Annotated in this window: 18 protein-coding genes; 8 read left to right on the plus strand and 10 right to left on the minus strand. The window is 63.5% G+C overall.

Annotated features, from left to right (window positions below):
- From ACESMD_RS08915 to ACESMD_RS08940, 6 genes are all read right to left on the minus strand, one after another.
- Positions 1-1,047, minus strand: a 1,047-nt coding sequence (locus ACESMD_RS08915) for a JmjC domain-containing protein (protein WP_372612355.1), incomplete at its 3' end; no start/stop codon positions are given.
- Positions 1,044-2,408: an adenylosuccinate lyase gene (gene purB / locus ACESMD_RS08920; RefSeq protein ID WP_372612395.1), complete on the minus strand. Its 1,365-nt coding sequence runs from the start codon at positions 2,406-2,408 to the stop codon at positions 1,044-1,046. The genes purB and ACESMD_RS08915, both read right to left, overlap by 4 nt.
- Before the next feature lie 61 nt (positions 2,409-2,469).
- Positions 2,470-3,111 carry a high frequency lysogenization protein HflD gene (gene hflD, locus ACESMD_RS08925; RefSeq protein WP_372612357.1) on the minus strand — a complete coding sequence of 214 codons (642 nt, stop codon included), beginning with the start codon at positions 3,109-3,111 and terminating at the stop codon, positions 2,470-2,472.
- Positions 3,108-4,235 carry a tRNA 2-thiouridine(34) synthase MnmA gene (mnmA, locus tag ACESMD_RS08930; RefSeq protein WP_372612359.1) on the minus strand — a complete coding sequence of 376 codons (1,128 nt, stop codon included), beginning with the start codon at positions 4,233-4,235 and terminating at the stop codon, positions 3,108-3,110. Before mnmA ends, hflD begins: the two co-directional genes overlap by 4 nt.
- 81 nt (positions 4,236-4,316) lie before the next feature.
- Positions 4,317-4,766, minus strand: coding sequence for an NUDIX domain-containing protein (locus ACESMD_RS08935; protein ID WP_372612361.1), 450 nt, complete (start codon positions 4,764-4,766; stop codon positions 4,317-4,319).
- Positions 4,763-5,398: a pseudouridine synthase gene (locus ACESMD_RS08940; protein WP_372612363.1), complete on the minus strand. Its 636-nt coding sequence runs from the start codon at positions 5,396-5,398 to the stop codon at positions 4,763-4,765. The genes ACESMD_RS08935 and ACESMD_RS08940 overlap by 4 nt, the downstream gene beginning before the upstream one ends.
- A gap of 117 nt (positions 5,399-5,515) precedes the next feature.
- Between ACESMD_RS08940 and icd the strand changes: the two genes are divergently transcribed.
- The 3 genes from icd (at position 5,516) to clpA (ending at position 9,747) form a co-directional block, all read left to right on the plus strand.
- Positions 5,516-6,772 carry an NADP-dependent isocitrate dehydrogenase gene (gene icd, locus ACESMD_RS08945; protein WP_372612365.1) on the plus strand — a complete coding sequence of 419 codons (1,257 nt, stop codon included), beginning with the start codon at positions 5,516-5,518 and terminating at the stop codon, positions 6,770-6,772.
- A gap of 155 nt (positions 6,773-6,927) precedes the next feature.
- A complete protein-coding gene (clpS, locus tag ACESMD_RS08950) occupies positions 6,928-7,326 on the plus strand; it encodes an ATP-dependent Clp protease adapter ClpS (RefSeq protein WP_372612367.1) in 399 nt (132 codons plus the stop codon).
- A gap of 141 nt (positions 7,327-7,467) precedes the next feature.
- Entirely contained in the window at positions 7,468-9,747 is a 2,280-nt protein-coding gene (gene clpA, locus ACESMD_RS08955) for an ATP-dependent Clp protease ATP-binding subunit ClpA (RefSeq protein ID WP_372612369.1), read from the plus strand.
- A 179-nt stretch (positions 9,748-9,926) separates the two neighbouring features.
- Here the strand turns inward: clpA and infA are convergent, their stop codons facing one another.
- The 3 genes from infA to aat form a co-directional block, all read right to left on the minus strand.
- Entirely contained in the window at positions 9,927-10,145 is a 219-nt protein-coding gene (infA, locus tag ACESMD_RS08960; protein ID WP_007111068.1) for a translation initiation factor IF-1, read from the minus strand.
- Positions 10,146-10,278: 133 nt separating this feature from the next.
- A complete protein-coding gene (locus tag ACESMD_RS08965; protein WP_372612372.1) occupies positions 10,279-11,016 on the minus strand; it encodes an arginyltransferase in 738 nt (245 codons plus the stop codon).
- Positions 11,013-11,771 carry a leucyl/phenylalanyl-tRNA--protein transferase gene (gene aat / locus ACESMD_RS08970; protein WP_372612374.1) on the minus strand — a complete coding sequence of 253 codons (759 nt, stop codon included), beginning with the start codon at positions 11,769-11,771 and terminating at the stop codon, positions 11,013-11,015. Before aat ends, ACESMD_RS08965 begins: the two co-directional genes overlap by 4 nt.
- A gap of 190 nt (positions 11,772-11,961) precedes the next feature.
- On the opposite strand from aat, the gene ACESMD_RS08975 reads away from it, so the two are divergent.
- Positions 11,962-14,892, plus strand: coding sequence for a DNA translocase FtsK (locus ACESMD_RS08975; RefSeq protein WP_372612397.1), 2,931 nt, complete (start codon positions 11,962-11,964; stop codon positions 14,890-14,892).
- Between the two features lie 129 nt (positions 14,893-15,021).
- Positions 15,022-15,651, plus strand: coding sequence for an outer membrane lipoprotein chaperone LolA (gene lolA / locus ACESMD_RS08980; protein WP_372612376.1), 630 nt, complete (start codon positions 15,022-15,024; stop codon positions 15,649-15,651).
- 9 nt (positions 15,652-15,660) lie between these two features.
- Here lolA and ACESMD_RS08985 read toward each other — a convergent pair whose 3' ends face one another.
- Positions 15,661-16,998 carry a replication-associated recombination protein A gene (locus tag ACESMD_RS08985; protein WP_372612378.1) on the minus strand — a complete coding sequence of 446 codons (1,338 nt, stop codon included), beginning with the start codon at positions 16,996-16,998 and terminating at the stop codon, positions 15,661-15,663.
- 204 nt (positions 16,999-17,202) lie between these two features.
- Between ACESMD_RS08985 and ACESMD_RS08990 the strand changes: the two genes are divergently transcribed.
- The 3 genes from ACESMD_RS08990 to trmA all read left to right on the plus strand — a co-directional run bounded on the left by ACESMD_RS08990 (position 17,203) and on the right by trmA (position 19,899).
- The gene (locus ACESMD_RS08990) at positions 17,203-17,745 is read left to right on the plus strand and encodes a hemerythrin domain-containing protein (RefSeq protein WP_372612399.1); all 543 of its coding nucleotides are present in this window, start codon (positions 17,203-17,205) and stop codon (positions 17,743-17,745) included.
- A gap of 205 nt (positions 17,746-17,950) precedes the next feature.
- Positions 17,951-18,727 (plus strand): glutamate racemase, encoded by a 777-nt coding sequence (gene murI, locus ACESMD_RS08995; protein WP_372612380.1) that lies wholly within the window; start codon positions 17,951-17,953, stop codon positions 18,725-18,727.
- 50 nt (positions 18,728-18,777) lie between these two features.
- Positions 18,778-19,899: a tRNA (uridine(54)-C5)-methyltransferase TrmA gene (gene trmA / locus ACESMD_RS09000; RefSeq protein ID WP_372612382.1), complete on the plus strand. Its 1,122-nt coding sequence runs from the start codon at positions 18,778-18,780 to the stop codon at positions 19,897-19,899.
- Positions 19,900-19,952 lie beyond the last annotated feature (53 nt).

The following is a 19,952-nucleotide window of genomic DNA, read 5'->3' on the forward strand; positions in this document are numbered from 1 at the left end:
CAGGGGACATTCCGCCCCATCGCCATCGGCGAAGAGGGTGGCTCGATCATCGCCCAGGGCGCGCCAGGCGAAGCGGGATCCTGGCGGACGCACCAGCTCGGCGCCGTCGTGTAGCGCGGCAACAAGCTCGGCGGGAATCGTGGCGTGTTCGGTGGGTACCAATTGATCGACGTACTTGGGCTGGGTCATCGCCCGGCCGAACCACTGGGCCAGCTGGGCGGGGTCGTCGAGGGTCTCGAGTATCAGGGCGCGCATGCGCTCAACGGCGGCGTCGTCGAGCTCTGCCGGGTCCTGTGGGGGTGTCATGCCGGCGTCCGCATAGCGTCGGGACGCTGGTAGCTGCTCGCCCAGGTAGTCGGCATAGGAGGTGATGGCCTCATCCGCCGAGGGGGCGCGAAAGCCCACCGAGATCGTCAGGCAGTCATCGGACTGGCTGACACCGTGGTGGGCCCAGGACGGCGGCAGATAGAGCATGTCGCCGGGTTCCAGCACCCAGTCGTCACCGGGGTCGACCTGGAAGTCCGCCAGGATGCGCAGGTCGATGCCGTCGAGGATGGGGGCATCGTCGGCGATCCTGCCGCCCAGCTGCCAGTGGCGCTGACCGGCGGCCTGAAGCAGGAAGACGTCGTACTGGTCTACATGGGGCCCGACGCTGCCTCCCTGTGGGGCATAGCTGATCATGATGTCGTCGAGGCGCCAGCTCGGCAGGAAATCGAACTGACCGAGCAATTCAGCGACCTCGGGCACATAGTGGTCCACGGCCTGTACCAGCAGGGTCCAGTCGCGATCGGGCAGGCGGGAGAAGGTGGCGTCGTCGAAGGGGCCGTGGCTGACCTGCCAGGGCCCCTCGGCGCCATCTTCCTCGACCAGTCGCGCCTCGATGCCATCCTCGCAGGCCAGGCCCGCCAGTTCATCTGGGGCCAGGGGGCTCTGGAAATCAGTGAATGCACCGCGGATCAGCAGTGGCTTGCGTTGCCAGAACTGACCGAGGAACTCGGCGGGCGTGAGGTCGCCGAGCATGGATAGCGGGGTATCGGAAGGACTCATAGCTTGCTCGCTTGCTCGCTGGCGTTGCCGATATAGGTGGCGGGAGTGAGTGCCTTGAGGTCGTTCTTCACCTCGGCGGGCAGCGCGAGGCTGTCGATAAAGGCGGCGAAGCCGGCCTGGTCGATGCGTTTGCCCCGCGTCAGTTCCTTGAGCTTCTCGTAGGGCTGTTCGATGCGATAACGGCGCATGACCGTCTGAATCGGCTCGGCGAGCACCTCCCAACTGGCGTTCAGGTCAGCTTCAAGGCGTTCGGGATTGGCTTCGAGCTTGCCGATGCCCTTGAGGGCGGCCTGGTAGGCGATCAGACCATAGGCCAGGCCGATGCCCAGGTTGCGCAGTACCGTGGAGTCGGTCAGGTCGCGCTGCCAGCGGGAAAGCGGCAGCTTCTGGGCGAGGTGGCCGAGGATGGCGTTGGCCATGCCCAGGTTGCCCTCGGAGTTCTCGAAGTCGATGGGATTGACCTTGTGGGGCATGGTCGAGGAGCCGATTTCCCCGGCCACGGTTCTCTGCTTGAAGTAGCCCAGCGAGATGTAGCCCCAGACGTCGCGATCGAAGTCGATCAGGACGGTGTGGAACCGACAGATCGCATCGAAGAGCTCGGCGATGTAGTCGTGGGGTTCGATCTGGGTGGTATAGGGGTTGAAGGTCAGCCCCAGGCCCTCGACGAAGGTACGCGCATTGGCCTCCCAGTCGATCTCCGGGTAGGTGGCCAGGTGGGCATTGTAGTTGCCCACGGCGCCATTGATCTTGCCCAGTATCTCGACGGCCTCTATCTGCTTGAGCTGACGGCGCAGGCGGTAGGCGACATTGGCCATTTCCTTGCCCAGGGTCGTGGGAGTCGCCGTCTGGCCATGGGTGCGCGAGAGCATGGGCTGATCGGCATGTTCATGTGCCAGGCGAGCCACCTCGTCGGCCAGCTGGTGCATCACCGGCAACAGGGCCCCGAGACCGTCTGTCAGCATCACCCCATAGGAGAGGTTGTTGATGTCCTCACTGGTACAGGCGAAGTGCACGAATTCGCTGATCGCCAGCAGCTCCGGCTGACCGGCGATCTTCTCCTTGATGAAGTACTCCACCGCCTTGACGTCATGATTGGTCGTGTGCTCGATGTCCTTGATGCGCTGGGCATCGTCCACCGTGAAGTCGCGCAGCAGGGCCTCGAGAAAGCCGGTGGCCTCGGCGGATAGCGGCGGTACCTCGGTAATCCCGGGCAGCTCGGCGAGGCGCTCCAGCCAGCGGATCTCGACGATGACCCGGGCACGAATCAGCCCGAATTCGCTGAAATGCTCGCGCAGGGTCTCGGCCTTGCCGGCATAGCGGCCGTCGACGGGGGAAAGGGCGGTGAGGGCGGAGAGGGGCAGGGCGGCGGCTGGCATGATTCGGGGTCTCGGCTCGATGGCGGTGGTAGGAGGATCGATGGGCTCAGCCCAGCTGGTCGAGGGCCTTCTTCAGGGCATTGCGCTGGAAGACCAGCTTCCAGCGTCGCCCACCCTGCTGGTGCCAGAGCAGGGCGAAGCGGACGCCCGCCAGCAGGATGGCGCGGACCCGCTCGGGCATCATGCGACTCTGCAGCAGGGAGGGGTCGCCCTGAACCACGATGCGGGTCTTGAAGGTGGAGAGCGTCTCCTGGTAGGCCTCGCCGAGGCTGGCGATGACATTCTCGTGGGTGGCGTCGAAATGCTCGGCCTGGCCCTGGATACGCGTCAGGCGCGTGCCCAGGTCGCTCATCATGGCGTCGTTGGTGCGCAGCTTGTTCATCACCATCAACAGCGAGAAGCCGTAGCGCAACACTACGGGATTGGCCTGCTGGCGACCGACCACGGCTTCCAGGGCCTCGAGGCCACGGCGCAGGTTGTTGGGGTGGCCACCATAGATGGCCTCGAAGCTTTCGGGGTTGGTGTCCAGGGTGGCACGGATCAGGGTCTCCCAGGGGCGAGGCTCGACCTGGCCGGTACGGGCCAGCTCGTCGACCAGGCTGGCGGCCTGGAAGACACCGGCCAGCGCCAGGGCCTGACGGGCGACCGGGGAATCCGGCGCGCGATGGATCGGGGTCGAGTCGGTCATGCGGCGAGCTCCTTGGACGTCCAGGTGTCACGTATCACGCCACCGCCCAGGCAGATCTCGCCGTCGTAGAGAACCAGCGATTGCCCCGGCGTGACGGCGCGCTGGGGGGCGTCGAAGCGCACCTCGACATCGCCATCGTCACCCACGCGCATGGTGCAGTTCACATCGCTCTGGCGATAGCGGGTCTTGGCGGTATAGCGGCCCTCGCTGGCGGGGGGAGCGCCGGCGACCCAGTCCATGGCCTCGGTGGCCAGGTTGTCGGTGTAGAGCAGCGGGTGGTGCTTGCCCTGGACGGCGACGAGCACGTTACGCTCGAGATCCTTGGCGGCCACGTACCAGGGTTCCTCCGGATGGTCGGCCAGGCCGCCGATACCCAGGCCCTGGCGCTGGCCCAGGGTGTAGTACATCAGTCCCAGGTGCTCGCCGATGACCTCGCCCTCCGGTGTCTCGATCACGCCGGGCTGTGCCGGCAGATACTGCTGCAGGAAGTCGCGGAAGCGACGCTCGCCGATAAAGCAGATGCCGGTGGAATCCTTTTTCCTCGCCGTCGCCAGGGCCTGACGCTCAGCGATGGCGCGTACCTCGGGTTTCTCCAGATCACCCACCGGAAAGAGGGTGCGCGCGATGGCGGCCTCGGGCACGGCATGCAGGAAATAGCTCTGGTCCTTGTGGGGATCGAGCCCCTTGAGCAACCTCGGACGAACGTCGCCATGTCCCTGGCGGACTCGTCCTTGACGAACATAGTGGCCGGTGGCGATCTTCTCGGCACCCAGCATCTCTGCATATTCGAGGAACACCTTGAACTTGATCTCACGGTTACAGAGGATGTCCGGGTTAGGCGTTCTCCCGGCACGATATTCGGCCAGGAAGTGCTCGAAGACGTTGTCCCAGTACTCGGCGGCGAAGTTGGCGGTATGAAGACGAATGCCGAGCCTGTCGCACACGGCCTCGGCATCGGCCAGGTCGTCCTTGGCCGTGCAGTACTCGGTGCCGTCGTCCTCGTCCCAGTTCTTCATGAACAGGCCCTCGACGTCAAAGCCCTGCTCAAGCAGCAGCAGGGCGGAAACGGAGGAATCGACGCCGCCGGACATGCCGACGATCACCTTGCCTGGGGTGGCGGTCATGGCGCTCTCGGATTCGGTGGATGCTGAATGGGGCGCAATTATACATGAATGGAACGCCCTGCGCCGAGCCGAGCCGCGCCGCTACCGCTCGTGTATCACGTCCATGGGGAAGAACTTGCCGGCCAGGGCATCGCGGACGCGACGCATCACCAGGGGACTACGCAGTCGACCCTGGCGTTCCAGGCCTTCGAGCTGTTCGAGGGTCAGCCAGTGCACGGCATGGACGGCTGGGTCCAGGTCGTTGCCCAGGTGAGCCAGGGCCATGCCGAAGAAGCCATGACTATGGAAGGTCTTGCCATCCTGCGCCTGGTAGACATAGAGCCCCAGATAGTCGGTGATCCCTACCTGCCAGGCGGTTTCCTCGCGCAATTCGCGCAGGGCGGCGTCGCGGATTCGCTCGCCGGGTTCCAGATGGCCGGCCGGCTGGTTGAACAGCGTATGGGGACCACCTCGATCTTCCTCCACCATCAGGAAGCAGTTGGCGCGTTCCACCACGCAGGCGACGGTGACGTGGGGATGCCAGGGATTCATTGGCTTTCTCCGCGGCGGACACTGGCGCGTGACCGAGGCCCTGATTTGCCGGGCGGTTGCCTGCCGGGGCGAGGCGCATGCAGGGTTTCCCGGCGCCACTCGCCCGGCGCCAGGTCATCCAGTCGCCAGCTACCCACGGCCACGCGCACCAGACGAAGGGTCGGATGGCCGAGGTGTGCCGTCATTCGCCTGACCTGGCGGTTACGACCCTCGCTGATGGTGAGCTCCAGCCAGGTGGTGATCGGATGACGCTGCGGGTCCAGAGGAGGGTCGCGCTCCGGCAGGCCGGCGCTTTCCAGGCGCCTGACCTTCGCCGGACGCGTGAGACCATCCTTGAGCAGGACCCCCTCGCGAAGCCTCTGGAGTGTCTGGTGCTCCGGGTACCCTTCGACCTGGACCCGATAGGTCTTGGGCTGCTTGTGGCGAGGGTCGGTAATACGATGAATCAACTCCCCGTCATCGGAAAGCAGCAGCAGGCCTTCGGAGTCGTAATCGAGGCGACCGGCGGGATAGATGCCGGGAACCTCGATGATATCGGCGAGGGTGGTGCGCTTCATGTCGCCCTCGACCGGGGTGTCGGTGAACTGGGAGAGCATGCGAAACGGCTTGTGAAGGAGATAGAGAGCGCTCATTCGACCAAGGTCTTGCTACCATGGATTGTCGACAAATGTGCTGCCAAGCCTACTCCGTTCAGCCTGGTGAATGCTATACTTCGCCCTCCACGAACTTACCAGACAGGGGATTTCTCTATGGGGTTTCAGCATATCGTCGTTCCTGAAGGCGGCCAGAAGATCACCGTCAACGCCGACAACTCCCTGAACGTACCCAATGAACCGATCATACCGTTCATCGAGGGTGACGGCATCGGCGCCGATGTGACGCCCGCGATGAAGATCGCCATCAATGCGGCCGTGAAAAAGGCCTACAACGGTGAGAAGAAGATCCACTGGATGGAAGTCTACGCCGGCGAGAAGGCGACCCAGGTCTATGATGCCGACACCTGGCTCCCGGAAGAGACCCTGGAAGCCGTCAAGGATTATGTCGTTTCCATCAAGGGTCCCTTGACCACGCCCGTGGGGGGTGGCATCCGTTCATTGAACGTCGCCCTGCGCCAGAAGCTGGACCTCTATGTCTGCCTGCGCCCGGTTCGCTGGTTCGAGGGAGTGCCCAGCCCGGTCAAGAAGCCAGCGGATGTCGACATGGTCATCTTTCGCGAGAATTCCGAGGACATCTATGCTGGCATCGAGTGGAAGGCCGGTACCCCGGAAGCCGACAAGGTCATCAAGTTCCTGCGCGAGGAGATGGGTGTCACCAATATCCGCTTCCCCGAGAACTGCGGCATCGGCGTCAAGCCGGTTTCCGTCGAGGGCACCAAGCGCCTGGTACGCAAGGCTTTTCAGTATACCATCGACAACGATCGCGAGTCGCTGACCCTGGTTCACAAGGGCAACATCATGAAGTTCACCGAGGGATCCTTCAAGGACTGGGGCTATGAGCTCGCGAAGGAGGAGTTCGGTGCCGAGTTGCTCGATGACGGCCCCTGGATGACCATGAAGAACCCGAATACCGGCAAGGACATCGTCATCAAGGACGTCATTGCCGATGCCATGCTGCAGCAGATCCTGCTGCGTCCGGCCGAGTACGATGTCATCGCCACCCTGAACCTCAACGGTGACTACCTTTCCGACGCCCTGGCCGCGGAAGTGGGTGGGATCGGGATCGCCCCGGGCGCCAACCTTTCCGATACGATCGCCATGTTCGAGGCCACCCACGGCACCGCGCCCAAGTACGCGGGCCAGGACAAGGTCAACCCCGGGTCGCTGATCCTCTCTGCCGAGATGATGCTGCGTCATATGGGCTGGGTCGAGGCCGCCGATCTGGTGCTGAAGGGCACCGAGAAGGCGATTGCCAAGGGCGAGGTGACCTACGATTTCCACCGTGTGATGGAAAATGCCAAGCTGTTGAAATGCTCCGAGTTTGGCCAGGCGATCGCCGACAACATGTAAATCGCGAGCCTGACCCCCGGGGCCCCTGGCCGTCATCCGGCGGTCGGGGGCCGCTTGCTTTGGGGTGGTGGAGTGAACCCAACCGGTTCGGTAGCGTCCAAGCAGTGGTGAGATGCCTGCCGGTGGCCGGCCTGTCGAGATGGATACTGGTTTTTATGTTCAAGACTGACGAGGGCGCAGGGGAATGCGGCCGCTTCCGGATCATTGCCGGCATGATCCGCCCACCGGGGTCGGGTCATCAGCCGGGAGAGGAAGGTGGTGATGACCTGTTGGTGCAGAATGCCGACCCCGAACTGGCGACGCCCCCCTTGTACAAGGTGGTATTGCACAACGATGACTTCACACCCATGGAGTTTGTGGTGGAGGTGCTGCAGTCCTTCTTCTACCTGGACAGTGAGCCGGCCGTGCAGGTGATGTTGACGGTCCATACTCGGGGCAAGGCGACCTGTGGTATCTTTACGCGCGACATCGCTGAGACCAAGAGTCATCAGGTCAATGAATACGCAAGAGAGTGTCAGCACCCGCTGCTGTGCGATATCGAGGCGGCGGACTGACTCCCCGGACATGTCGCAATGGTAACGTGGATGGCTGTCGTTGACAGGGGGACTTGCAACGGCGGCGTTTGTACCCGATGTTGATGATGCCGGACCACGAATGATCCGATGCAAGCGTTAAGCGGCGAGGAGGGGACTGCCATGCTGAGCAAAGAACTTGAACTGACCCTGAACACGGCATTCACCGTGGCGCGCTCCAAGCGGCACGAGTTCATAACCCCTGAGCATCTCCTGCTGGCGCTGCTCGACAATGCGTCCGCTGCGGATGTGCTGAAGGCCTGCGGGGCCAATCTCGACAAGCTGCGGTCCGACCTGCAGGATTTCATCAATTCGACCACGCCGCTGATCCCCGATGATCAGGTCGACCGCGAGACCCAGCCGACCCTGGGCTTCCAGCGCGTGCTTCAGCGTGCGGTCTTCCATGTGCAGTCCTCGGGAAAGAGTGAGGTCACCGGTGCCAATGTCCTGGTGGCGATCTTCTCCGAACAGGAAAGTCAGGCGGTCTACTTCCTCAAGCAGCAGAACGTGGCACGGGTCGATGCCGTCAATTACATCGCCCACGGGATTTCCAAGGTGGCGGGTCACGGCCAACAGGCCTCTTCATCGCCTTCGCCGGAATCCGAGGAAGTCGAGGAAGGGGCCGCCGAAAGCGGTTCCAACCCCCTGACCAACTTCGCCACCAACCTCAACGAGGAGGCGCGGCTGGGCAAGATCGACCCGCTGATCGGTCGTGAACACGAACTCGAGCGGGTGGTCCAGATCCTCGCCCGGCGTCGCAAGAACAACCCGCTGCTGGTGGGCGAGGCCGGTGTCGGCAAGACCGCCATCGCCGAGGGGCTGGCCAAGCGCATCGTCGAGGAGGATGTGCCCGAGGTCATCAGCGATGCCGTGGTCTATTCCCTCGACATGGGCGCCCTGCTGGCCGGCACCAAGTATCGCGGTGACTTCGAGAAGCGCCTGAAGAACCTGCTGGCCGAGTTGCGCAAGCAGACCAACGCCATCCTCTTTATCGACGAGATCCACACGGTGATCGGTGCAGGGGCGGCCTCGGGCGGCGTCATGGATGCCTCCAACCTGCTCAAGCCGATGCTTTCCTCCGGCAACATTCGCTGTATCGGGTCCACCACCTTCCAGGAATACCGCGGGATCTTCGAGAAGGATCGTGCCCTGGCACGCCGGTTCCAGAAGGTCGATGTCATGGCGCCGTCGGTAGAGGATACCGTGGGTATTCTCAAGGGGCTTCGGTCGCGCTTCGAGGAGCACCACCAGCTCAAGTACACCGATGCGGCCCTGGAGACTGCTTCACGGCTGGCGGACCGCTACATCAACGACCGCTATCTGCCCGACAAGGCCATCGACGTGATCGATGAGGCAGGGGCTCACCAGCGACTGTTGCCGCCTGAGATTCGTGTCGACACCATCGACGTGGATCAGGTCGAGGCGGTGGTCGCCTCGATTGCCCGGATACCGCCGAAGAGTGTGTCCAGTTCCGATCGCAAGCTGCTCGAGAACCTGGATCGCGACCTCAAGATGCTGGTATTCGGTCAGGACGAGGCCATCGACAGCCTTTCGGCAGCCATCAAGCTGTCCCGGGCCGGGCTCAAGTCGCCGGACAAGCCGGTGGGCAGTTTCCTCTTTGCCGGCCCCACCGGGGTAGGCAAGACCGAGGTGGCCCGCCAGTTGTCCAACATCATGGGTATCGAGCTGGTGCGCTTCGACATGTCGGAATACATGGAGCGCCACACGGTGTCACGGCTGATCGGTGCGCCTCCCGGTTACGTCGGCTACGACCAGGGGGGGCTCTTGACCGAGGCCATCACCAAGCATCCGCATTGCGTGCTGTTGATGGACGAGATCGAGAAGGCGCACCCCGAGGTCTTCAACCTGCTGCTGCAGGTGATGGATCACGGTCGTCTGACCGACAACAATGGCCGTGAGGCGGATTTCCGTCATGTGATCCTGATCATGCCCTCCAATGCTGGGGCCGAGCAGGCCTCGCGTCGCTCCATCGGTTTCCAGACTCAGGATCATTCCACCGATGCCATGGAGGTAATCCGCAAGACCTTCTCCCCCGAGTTCCGCAATCGGCTGGATGGCATCATCCAGTTCCATTCCCTGCCGACCTCGGTGGTACGCAGCGTGGTGGACAAGTTCCTGGTGGAACTTCAGGCGCAACTCGACGAGAAGCGTGTCCAGCTCGAAGTGGATGAGGAGGCCAGGGAATGGCTCGCCGAGAAGGGCTACGACCCTGACATGGGCGCTCGCCCCATGGCCCGCCTGATTCAGGAATGGCTCAAGAAACCGCTGGCCGAACTCATTCTCTTCGGGGAATTAGCGGAGCATGGAGGCATGGTGCATGTCACCGTGGAGGAGGGCGAGTTGCATCTGTCCACGGAGGCAGAGCTTGCCGATGCCCCGTGATCCCTGACGGTCCGCTCGATCGCTGACCTTTTGCGCCCTGTCTCCAGACGGGGCGTTATTGTATCTGGCTGTTGTGAGGTGTCCCTGGCGACAGGTCGTTGGCCATGCGGGACTGGTCAGGCCGGGTGATCGGTCTCGTGATCGGTCTCACTCGGCGTCACCGAAACGGGCTGGAGGCACTAGCGGGAGCGGTAGACGATGCGTCCCTTGGACAGGTCATAGGGAGTCAGCTCGACCTTGACCTTGTCGCCGGTGAGGATGCGAATGTAGTTCTTGCGCATCTTGCCCGAGATATGGGCGGTGACCACGTGGCCGTTTTCCAGCTCGACGCGGAACATGGTGTTGGGAAGGGTGTCGACGATGACACCTTCCATTTCGATATGGTCTTCGCGTGCCATAGGCGTTTCCTCGCTGATGGATGATGAAGCAGACCGACATCCTGGCGTCATGTCTTGCGCCGTGCCGATAGAATAGCGCGATATTGTGCCGCATGCCGGGCATCAAGGCAAAACATGCCCCAGATTTCCGGCATCAGAGGGGCAGGACCCGACGCCAGTGTCGCCCGTCGAGCATCTCCAGGGGCTGGAAATCCTGCTTGTAGCGCATCTTTCGGCACTCACGTATCCAGTAGCCCAGGTAGACATGCGGCAATCCCAGGCTTTTTGCCCTGGCAACCAGGGACAGGATGGCAAAGGTGCCCAGCGACCGGCGGTCCAGATCCGCGGCGGTATCGAAGAAGGTATAGATGGCCGAGAGACCGTGATCCAGCTGGTCGAAGGCGGTGACCGACACCAGGCGGTCGCCGAGGCGAAACGCCATCAGGCGAGCATAGGGCTGATCGAGGGTCAGGAAGGTTCGATACTGCTCATGACTGGGTGGATGCATGTCGCCATCGGCATGGCGTTCGCGGATGTAACCGGAATAGAGGCGGTAATGTTCCTTGTCGAAGATAGCCGGGCGAATGCGCAGGTCGAGATCCTGGTTGCGCCGCGTGAGCCGACGTTGGTTGCGATTGGGGGTAAAGTCGGCCACCGGGATGCGCACGGAAATGCAGGCACTGCACCCCTCGCAGTGGGGACGATAGAGGTGGCGGCCACTGCGTCGGAAACCCAGCAGCGCCAGGGCGTCGTAGACGCCCTGGCCGGGGACTTCCTGGGGGTCGAGGAAGAGAGTAGTGGCTTCTCGGTCCTCGAGATAGCTGCAGGCATGCGGTACGGTGAGGAAGAAACGCAGGTCCCTTACCGGCTGCCGGGGTGTATTGCTGCTCACGGCTGCCTCCCCTCATAGGTCGCTTGGCATGGCGTATCGAGATCCTCGAACGACCAGCGTGGCGTCCAGTTGTCGGCGGTTGTCTCGGCGTTGCCGGGCGCGTCACCCAGCCATCTATCAAGATAGCCGATGAACTCGTGGCGAGCGATATCCCTGGCGCCCAGGCTGGCGAGATGCGCGGTATGCATCTGACAGTCGATCAGGCGACCGCCACCGGCCTGCATGGCTCGACACAGAGACACCAGGGCGACCTTGGAGGCATCCGGTTCCAGGGAGAACATCGACTCACCGAAGAAGACCAGCCCCAGGGCCACTCCGTAGAGACCACCAACGAGTCGCTCGCCGGACCAGGCTTCTATCGAATGGGCGAGTCCCAGGCGATGAAGCCGCGTATAGGCGTCCTGCATCTCGGGGGTGATCCAGGTGTCGGGCTGCTGATGCCGGGGCGCCGCACAGGCATCAACGACGCTGGGGAAGGCCCTGTCGGCGGTGATCCGGAAACCGCCATTGCGCACCCGTTTGGCGAGGCTGCGGCGGACACGCAAGTCATGGGGAAACAGGACCATGCGCGGGTCGGGGCTCCACCAGAGGATCGGCTGGTCGTCGCTGAACCAGGGAAAGATGCCGCGTCGATAGGCGGCTACCAGCCATGCCGGGCTGAGATCACCGCCGGCGGCCAGCAGACCGTTCGGTTCGGTCAGGGCTGTCTGGACGGGAGGAAAGGTGGCGGCTGAGCCGGCGAGCCAGGGCAGCATGGCAATGGATTCCTGATGGACACCCTGCAAGTGTGACCGCCGAGGCGCCGACGCTCAATACGAAGACGCTCTTCCACTGTGATGCCGGTCGCTTGCTGGGTATGATGGACGCGATGGAAATGGACGACGCCATACGTGGCGCAAGGGGGATAGCCGCTTGAGTGTCAACGAAAAGTCCGAGTCACGTCGCATGGGTACGGCGACTGCCAGGGATAAGGCGAAGCGTATCGGGCTCCGGCTGCAGGGGTCGGCTCGCGAAGGGGTGGCGATTCTGCTGTTGTCGGTCTGTGCCTTCCTGCTGCTGGCCCTGTTCAGTTTTCAGCCGGGGGATCCGGGCTGGTCGCGCAGCGGGCCGGAAACCGAGGTCCTCAACTGGATGGGCCCCGTTGGCGCCTGGCTCGCCGATGTCCTCTACTCGCTGTTCGGCGTCAGTGCCCTCTGGTGGCCCGGCATGCTGGGATTTGCCGCCTGGCGATTGATCAGTACTCGGCAGCTCAATCTGGACTGGGATGCCACGAACCTGGCGGTGCGAAGTGGTGGTCTGGTGCTGCTGCTGCTGGGGACCACCACCCTGGGTGCGCTGCATTTCTACCACCCCGAGAGTGTCCTGCCATATTCCTCCGGCGGCATTCTGGGCGAAGGCCTGGTGGGTGCGCTGGTCCCGCTGGTGGGCGTGGGAGGAACGGGGCTCCTGTCCGCGGCGGCCATGATGTGTGGCTTTCCCCTGTTCACCGGAATCTCCTGGCTGACGGTAATGGATGAACTGGGCCATCGTGTCCTGGGAGTCTGGGGTTGGATCGCCGAGCGGTTCGCCTTCTCCAGGGAGCGTCTCGTGGCACCCCCGGAGAAACCCCGGGGTGATCGCAAAACCGGTGTGAAAGACGAGTCGGACGCCACCGAGACCGACGTCTCGACCGTTGCGCCACCCCGTCGCCGCTGGTGGCGGCGACTGCGGCCAGGGCAGGGGGCATCCTCATCAGCCGCGACAGTCACGGCCGGGGAGGCGCGTCGTGAACCTGGCTTCGGTAATGATGGTGATACCCAGATTCCCTGGGAGGTACCCGAGCACACCCCATCGGCCAAGCAGCCCGGGGCCGCCTACAGTGCTCGCCAGGGGTCACAGGGCCCCGATGTCCGGGCGTCCTCTGCCACCATGCCGGGCCGAGGCATTCCTTCCGAGGAACGGCGCGTTCCGGAGACCGTCCCCGAGCCGATGCTGCCCGACGTCGATGACGTGCCGCCGGCCTGGAGTGGTCCCTCGCTTCGTGCGAGTCGGGATGATGATCCCCTGGCGCCATCTGGCTCGGATGATGATCACCCGCCGCCACCTGCCGTCCCCGAACCGGAGGACGAGACGCCACCACCGGCCTGGGCCTCCTCGGGCTCGTCGCCGCATTCTCCGGTTCGCGACGGAGGACGTCGCGAACCGGCGCTGACCGACTGGCAGGAGGATGACTGGGAGGACAACGACGAGCCGGTCGCCGACGATGCTCCTCGCGTTGCCACTGCCGAGCAGGGGCGCGAGGCTGCCGATCAGCCCGAGGGCCCCACCCTCTGGACCGTGGAGCACCTGCAGAGCCAACGGCCGATGTTCGAGCACCTGCCCGAGCCTGATGGCGACTTGCCTAGCCTGCGACTCTTGACGCCGCCGGAGCCCTATCAGCCCAATTTCAGCGCCGACAAGCTCGCCGAGATGGCCGAACTGCTCGAGGTTCGGCTGCGCGACTACGGCGTCAAGGCCGATGTGGTCGAGACCTGGCCGGGGCCGGTGATTACCCGCTTCGAGATCCGCCCGGCGGCGGGCGTGAAGGTCTCCAAGATCAGCAACCTGGCCAAGGACCTGGCTCGGTCACTGATGGTCAAGAGCGTCCGGGTGGTCGAAGTCATCCCGGGTCGGCCCACGGTGGGTATCGAGATCCCCAATCCCCGGCGGGCGATGATCCGCCTTCGCGAGGTGATCGATTCGGAACGCTATCAGCAGGAGGCCTCGGCCTTGACCCTGGCGCTGGGACAGGACATCGGTGGTGGGCCTGTAGTGGCCAACCTGGGCAAGATGCCTCATCTGCTGGTAGCCGGCACCACCGGCTCGGGCAAGTCGGTGGGGGTCAATGCCATGCTGATCTCCATGTTGCTCAAGGCCACGCCGAATGAGCTGCGCATGATCATGGTCGACCCCAAGATGCTCGAGCTCTCGGTCTACGACGGCATCCCGCATCTGCTGGCGCCGGTGGTCACCGACATGAAGGAGGCGGCCAACGCCCTGCGCTGGTGCGTGGCCGAGATGGAACGTCGCTACAAGCTGATGGCCTCCATGGGTGTGCGCAATATCGATGGATTCAATGCCAAGCTCGACGAGGCCGACCGGGCCGGCGCCCAGGTGGCCGACCCGCTATGGGAACCCCAGCCCTGGGAAATGCACCAGCCCCCGCCGGTGCTCGAGAAACTGCCCTATATCGTGGTGGTGATCGACGAGTTCGCCGACATGTTCATGATCGTCGGCAAGAAGGTGGAGGAACTGATCGCGCGCCTGGCCCAGAAGGCCCGGGCCGCGGGCATCCACCTGATACTCGCCACCCAGCGTCCCTCGGTGGATGTGGTCACCGGCCTGATCAAGGCCAATATTCCTACCCGCATGGCCTTCCAGGTGTCCTCACGGGTCGATTCGCGGACCATCCTCGATCAGGGCGGGGCCGAGAACCTGCTGGGCCATGGCGACATGCTCTACCTGCCGGCGGGCTCGGGACTGCCGACCCGGGTGCATGGGGCCTTCGTCGATGATGACGAGGTGCACCGTATCGTCGAGGACTGGAAGCGTCGCGGCGAGCCGGAATACATCGAGGAGATACTTTCCGGTGGTGGGGTGTCCGCGGAGGCCCTCACCGGCCTCGAAGCCGAAGGGGTGGGGGGAGACGATGCCGAGCAGGACGCCCTCTACGACGAGGCCGTGCTGTTCGTCACCGAATCCCGCCGGGCCTCGATTTCTGCGGTCCAGCGGCGCTTCAAGATCGGCTATAACCGCGCCGCCCGACTGGTGGAGGCCATGGAAGTGGCCGGCGTCGTAACGTCCATGGGGACCAACGGCGCCCGGGAAGTCCTGGCGCCCCCACCGGTCGGTGGTTGAGCGGCCTGCACCTTTGCGCCGGCAACCGTGCAGCAATGATGGAAGCATCGGCGGGGCCGCAACCCGTCGACCCACCGAAGGTCCGAGTGACAGGAATCCACGATGGACCCGTCCAGGGAGAGAGTGACGATGACAGTGAAGAAGTCCCTAGCCATGCTGGCCATGACCCTTGCCATTCCCCTCTCGGCGCTGGCCAGTGAAGGTGCCGAGCGCCTGACGCGACTGCTCGAGCCCCTGCAGACCTACCAATCGAGCTTCGAGCAACAGATCCTCGACGGCGGCGGTCAGCGCCTGCAGGAGACTCGCGGCAAGATGTGGCTGTCGCGTCCAGGCAAGTTCCGCTGGGAGGTCGACGCGCCCTATCGCCAAGTGGTGATCTCGGATGGCGAAGAGGTCATTCTCTATGACCCGGACCTCGAGCAGGCCACTGTCCAGGCGCTGGACATGCGGGTCACCCATACCCCCGCCTTGCTGCTGTCGGGGAGTTCCAGCGAACTGACCGACAGCTATGACGTCACCCGCTCCCAGCAAGGGGGGTCAGAATCCTTTGTGCTTACGCCCAAGGATCCGGATACCCTCTTCGAGCAACTGGAGATGACCTTTCGTGGGGAGCGTCTGCGTGCCCTGCAGATGACCGACAGTATCGGACAGCGCACTGCGATCACCTTCAATGACGTGAGAATGAACGAATCGCTGGATGACGACGTTTTCGATTTCGCCATTCCCGAGGGCACCGATGTGATCCGGGATACGCAATGAAGCTCCAAACTACGCGCCGTCGTCCGCCTCGGCGTCAAGCTCGGCCCGCCACGCCATCAGTTGGCCGTAGCGCTTCTCCTGACCGTATTCCGTCGGTTGATAGAAACGCTGGCGCTGAATCTCGTCGGGCCAGCAGTCATGGTCGCTGCCGGCCGGGTAGGCGTGGGGTTCACTGTGCGCATAGCGGTAGCCCTGGCCATGACCCAGGGACTCCATGAGCTTCGTCGGCGCGTTGCGCAGGTAAGTGGGCACCTCGAGCCGTGGCTGGCCGGCCACGAAGTCCTTGGCCTGTTTCCAGGCCTTGTCGATGGCATTGCTCTTGGGGGCTACCGCCAGGTGGATGGCGGCATGGGCGATGGCGCGTTGTCCCTCGTAATCGCCAAGGCGCAGGTAGGCGTCCCAGGCGGCCATGACCAGTGGCAGGGCGCGTGGATCGGCGTTGCCGACATCCTCCGAGGCAATAGCGGCCAACCGCCGAACCACGTCCAGCGGGTCACCTCCCCCTTGGATGAAGCGTGCGATATACAGCAGGGCGGCGTCCGGGCGGGATGACCTGACCGACTTGTGGATTGCCGAGAGCAGGTCGTAATACTGGTCACCCTGCTTGTCGAAGGCGCTTGCGCCATGGCCGATGACGTCTTCCAGGGCCTCTCGCGGCAGGCGTTCCCCCTGGCCCTCGGGGATGGTGAAGTCGCAGGCCATCTCCAGCAGCCCCAGGGCCCTTCGGGCGTCGCCGGCCGCCGCTCTCGCCAGCACCCCAAGTACCGACTCATCCACCGCGATGTTCCGCAGCCCCAGACCATGTTCCGAGTCAGTCAGGGCACGCTGCATCACCTCGATGAGCTCGGTTTCGGACAATGACTTGAGCACATGGACCCGGGCCCGTGACAGCAGGGCCGAATTTACCTCGAAAGACGGGTTCTCGGTGGTCGCGCCGATCAGTGTCAGGAGACCGGATTCCACATGGGGCAGCAGGGCATCCTGCTGGCTCTTGTTGAGCCGGTGGATCTCGTCGAGGAAGAGCAGGGTCGACTTGCCCTGTCCCTTGGCGACACGGGCAGTCTCCACGGCGGCCCGGATCTCCTTGACGCCGGCCATCACCGCCGAGAGATGTTCGAGATGGGCGCCGGATTCGGCTGCCAGGATCTCGGCGAGGGTGGTCTTGCCGGTGCCCGGTGGTCCCCAGAGGATCATCGACCTCACTACGCCGGTCTCGACCATATGACGCAGGGGCTTGTCCGGCCCCACCAGGGCCTGCTGGCCGACATACTCATCCAGTTTTCGCGGCCGCATGCGGAAGGGGAGTGGGGCGGCTTCATCGTTGCTGGCCTGGGGGAACAAGTCCATGGTGGCTCCCTGGTAAAGGGTGGTATTGATCGAATCCGATGGGTGCGCCACGAGCCTGGCCAATAGACAGTCGGCCCGTCAGGCACTAGATTGTAGCAATGCCCCCGACACGAATCGTGTCGATCGATGAACCCCCGCCTTGACGTTGCATCCAAATGAGAGTGTGCTCTCTCTTGCCGACACAGAGGAGTTACCGACATGCCCATGCTGACCCAACTGCGTCAGGATCATGCCAATATGGCGCGCATGTTGCACGTCCTGCAGCTCAAGCAGAAGGCCCTGAAAGCCGGTGAGCGCCCCAATTTCCAGCTGATCAGGAAGGTGGTGGACTACATTCTCGACTACATGGAAGGCTTCACCATGCCGCTGGAGCGAGTCTGTGCCGAACGGCTGCAGGAAGTGGCCGCGCAGAGCGCCGGGATCACCGAGCAGTTATCCGCGGATTACCGTGCATTGAAAGCCCGGCTCAAGCGGCTCTCCAACGATATTGACATGATCCTGATGGATGCGGTGATACCCATGGATCGCTTCGCCGATGACCTCAAGTCCTATCTCGAGAGTCATCGTGCCTACCTGCGCGACGAGCGTGAGCTACTGTTCCCCCTGATTCGCGAACACTTCAACGACGAGGATCTCCAACGGCTTTCCGAATCGCTCCCCGCCGGCGCGACGTCAGAACTGGAGCGGCTTCAGAAGGCCTATCCGGAACTCTATGCCGAATTTCGTGATGCCCCGGAGAGGATCTGATTCCTTTTCGTCAGAGCCATTCCCAGGGTTCGAGTCCCTCCCGAGTCTGAGGTAGAATCCCCTCTCTCAGCGGGGAAGGGATCCTTCCCCGACTGGATGCCATCGGGGACCCTGCAATGCTGGTAGGCCATTTCCATGCAAGACTCTCTCTGCGCCACCTCCCGTTGTCACGACTGAGCCAGATGCTTCACGGTGGGACCTGTCCATGACCGGGCCTGTGCTGGTTTTCGATTCAGGGGTGGGTGGCCTCTCGGTAGTCTCGGCCATGCGACGCCGGTTTCCCGACATGGCCCTGGCCTATGCCTGCGACAACGCCATGCTGCCCTACGGGGTGCGCGAGGATGCCTGGCTGGTGGAACGCATTCCCGCTGTCTGTCAGGCCGCGGTTGAGGCCAGTGGCTGCAGCGCCCTGGTGGTCGCCTGCAACACGGCCAGTACCCTGGCACTGGAGGTCCTTCGCCGCCGCCTCGATGTGCCTGTGGTTGGCACAGTACCGGCTATCAAGCCCGCCGCCCGCCTCAGCCGGAGTCGCCATTTCGGCCTCTTGGCGACACGTGCCACGGTGTCACGCCCCTATACCCTGGCGCTGATCCGTGAGTTCGCCGGTGATTGTGTGGTCACTCGGGTGGCCGCCGATGCCCTGGTGGGCCAGGCCGAGGGCTTGCTGGCAGGCGACCCCCTGGATGGCGAGGTGATCCATGATTCCCTCGCCCCCCTCTGGGAAGATTCGGATCTGGATACCGTGGTCATGGGCTGCACCCATTTTCCGCTGCTCCATGACGCCCTGGTCGAGGCATCGCCGCGCCGCGTGGCGTGGATCGATTCCGGTGATGCCATCGCCCGGCGGGTGGCCCAGGTGGTGCCCGATCATCCCGTGCACCAGGGTCCGGGCAGGAGTTTCGTGACCCTGGCGGACGCGCGGATCACCTCGGGTCTGGCGTCCTTCGGTTTTGCCCGGCCGACACTCTTGTCGTTTTCCTGACCGCCAGAGGTCTATCCTTCTCCCTTTCCTATCGATATACAGGAGCCCCCTTGGTCATTCCCGTCGTTGATCCTCCTCGCTATCACGCCCAGCTCGATGCCAAGCGCGAACGCATCGTGACCGGCTTCGCTCGCTTTTCGCCCCCGCCGCTGGAGGTATATCCCTCTCCGCCCAGTCACTACCGGCAGCGCTGCGAATTCCGCCTCTGGCATGAGGAAGAGGATCTCTTCTATGCCATGTTCGAAATGAGGGCGTCCGAGTCTGACGCCCAGGCCCCGGAGAAGAAGGTCGTGGTCCGACTGGATGCCTATCCGGTGGCCAGTCGGCAAATCAATGACCTGATGCCGCAACTGCTCGATGCCATCCGTGATGTGCCGCTGTTGCGACGCAAGCTCTTCCAGGTGGAGTTTCTCACCACCCTGTCCGGTGAGGCACTGATCACCCTGATCTATCACCGTCCGCTCGACGAGGCCTGGGAAGTCGCGGCCCGAGACCTTCAGGAGCGGCTGGGTGCCATGATCATCGGTCGCTCCCGCAAGCAACGCCTGGTGCTCGAGCGCGACCATGTCTGGGAATGCCTGAGGGCCGATGGACGGGACTTCGTCTACCAGCAAGTGGAGAACAGCTTCACCCAGCCCAATGCCGAGATCTGCCGGTCGATGCTGTCCTGGGCGCGCGAGGTCACCCGGGACAGCCGGGCGGGTGATCTGGTGGAACTCTATTGTGGCAACGGCAACTTCACCGTGGCCCTGGCCGAGAACTTTCGCCGCGTGCTGGCCACGGAAATTTCGCGGACCTCGGTGGCCAGCGCGAGGCGAAACCTGGAGGCCAACGGCATCGATAACGCCGTGGTGGGGCGCATGTCCGCCGAGGACTTCGCCAGGGCGCTCAAGGGAGACAAGGGGGGGCGGCGTGTGACCGAATGGTCCCTGGACGACTATGATTTCACCACGGTGCTGGTGGACCCTCCCCGCGCTGGGCTCGATGAAGAAAGTTGCCGCCAACTCAGCGGCTATTCGCGTATTGTCTATATTTCATGTAACCCAGAGTCGCTGGCGGAGAATATCGAGGTGTTGACCCGGACCCACGAGATCAGTCGCTTCGCCCTCTTCGACCAGTTCCCCTGGACGCCGCATTGCGAGTGCGGGGTATTGCTGGAGCGCCGTTCTTGATGTGAACCTTGAGCGTCGTGAACCGTTTTTGCTGTCAAGTTCTGATGCCAAAA

Origin of the sequence: Halomonas sp. (genome assembly GCF_041689495.1) — a bacterium.
Lineage (GTDB): Bacteria > Pseudomonadota > Gammaproteobacteria > Pseudomonadales > Halomonadaceae > Halomonas.

Coding starts and splice junctions, on each gene's coding strand:
- hflD (WP_372612357.1), bottom strand. CDS start 3,111: ATGACCGACTCGACCCCGATCCATCGCGCGCCGGATTCCCCGGTCGCC.
- mnmA (WP_372612359.1), bottom strand. CDS start 4,235: ATGACCGCCACCCCAGGCAAGGTGATCGTCGGCATGTCCGGCGGCGTC.
- ACESMD_RS08935 (WP_372612361.1), bottom strand. CDS start 4,766: ATGAATCCCTGGCATCCCCACGTCACCGTCGCCTGCGTGGTGGAACGC.
- ACESMD_RS08940 (WP_372612363.1), bottom strand. CDS start 5,398: ATGAGCGCTCTCTATCTCCTTCACAAGCCGTTTCGCATGCTCTCCCAG.
- icd (WP_372612365.1), top strand. CDS start 5,516: ATGGGGTTTCAGCATATCGTCGTTCCTGAAGGCGGCCAGAAGATCACC.
- clpS (WP_372612367.1), top strand. CDS start 6,928: ATGTTCAAGACTGACGAGGGCGCAGGGGAATGCGGCCGCTTCCGGATC.
- clpA (WP_372612369.1), top strand. CDS start 7,468: ATGCTGAGCAAAGAACTTGAACTGACCCTGAACACGGCATTCACCGTG.
- infA (WP_007111068.1), bottom strand. CDS start 10,145: ATGGCACGCGAAGACCATATCGAAATGGAAGGTGTCATCGTCGACACC.
- aat (WP_372612374.1), bottom strand. CDS start 11,771: ATGCTGCCCTGGCTCGCCGGCTCAGCCGCCACCTTTCCTCCCGTCCAG.
- ACESMD_RS08975 (WP_372612397.1), top strand. CDS start 11,962: ATGGGTACGGCGACTGCCAGGGATAAGGCGAAGCGTATCGGGCTCCGG.
- lolA (WP_372612376.1), top strand. CDS start 15,022: ATGACAGTGAAGAAGTCCCTAGCCATGCTGGCCATGACCCTTGCCATT.
- ACESMD_RS08985 (WP_372612378.1), bottom strand. CDS start 16,998: ATGGACTTGTTCCCCCAGGCCAGCAACGATGAAGCCGCCCCACTCCCC.
- ACESMD_RS08990 (WP_372612399.1), top strand. CDS start 17,203: ATGCTGACCCAACTGCGTCAGGATCATGCCAATATGGCGCGCATGTTG.
- murI (WP_372612380.1), top strand. CDS start 17,951: ATGACCGGGCCTGTGCTGGTTTTCGATTCAGGGGTGGGTGGCCTCTCG.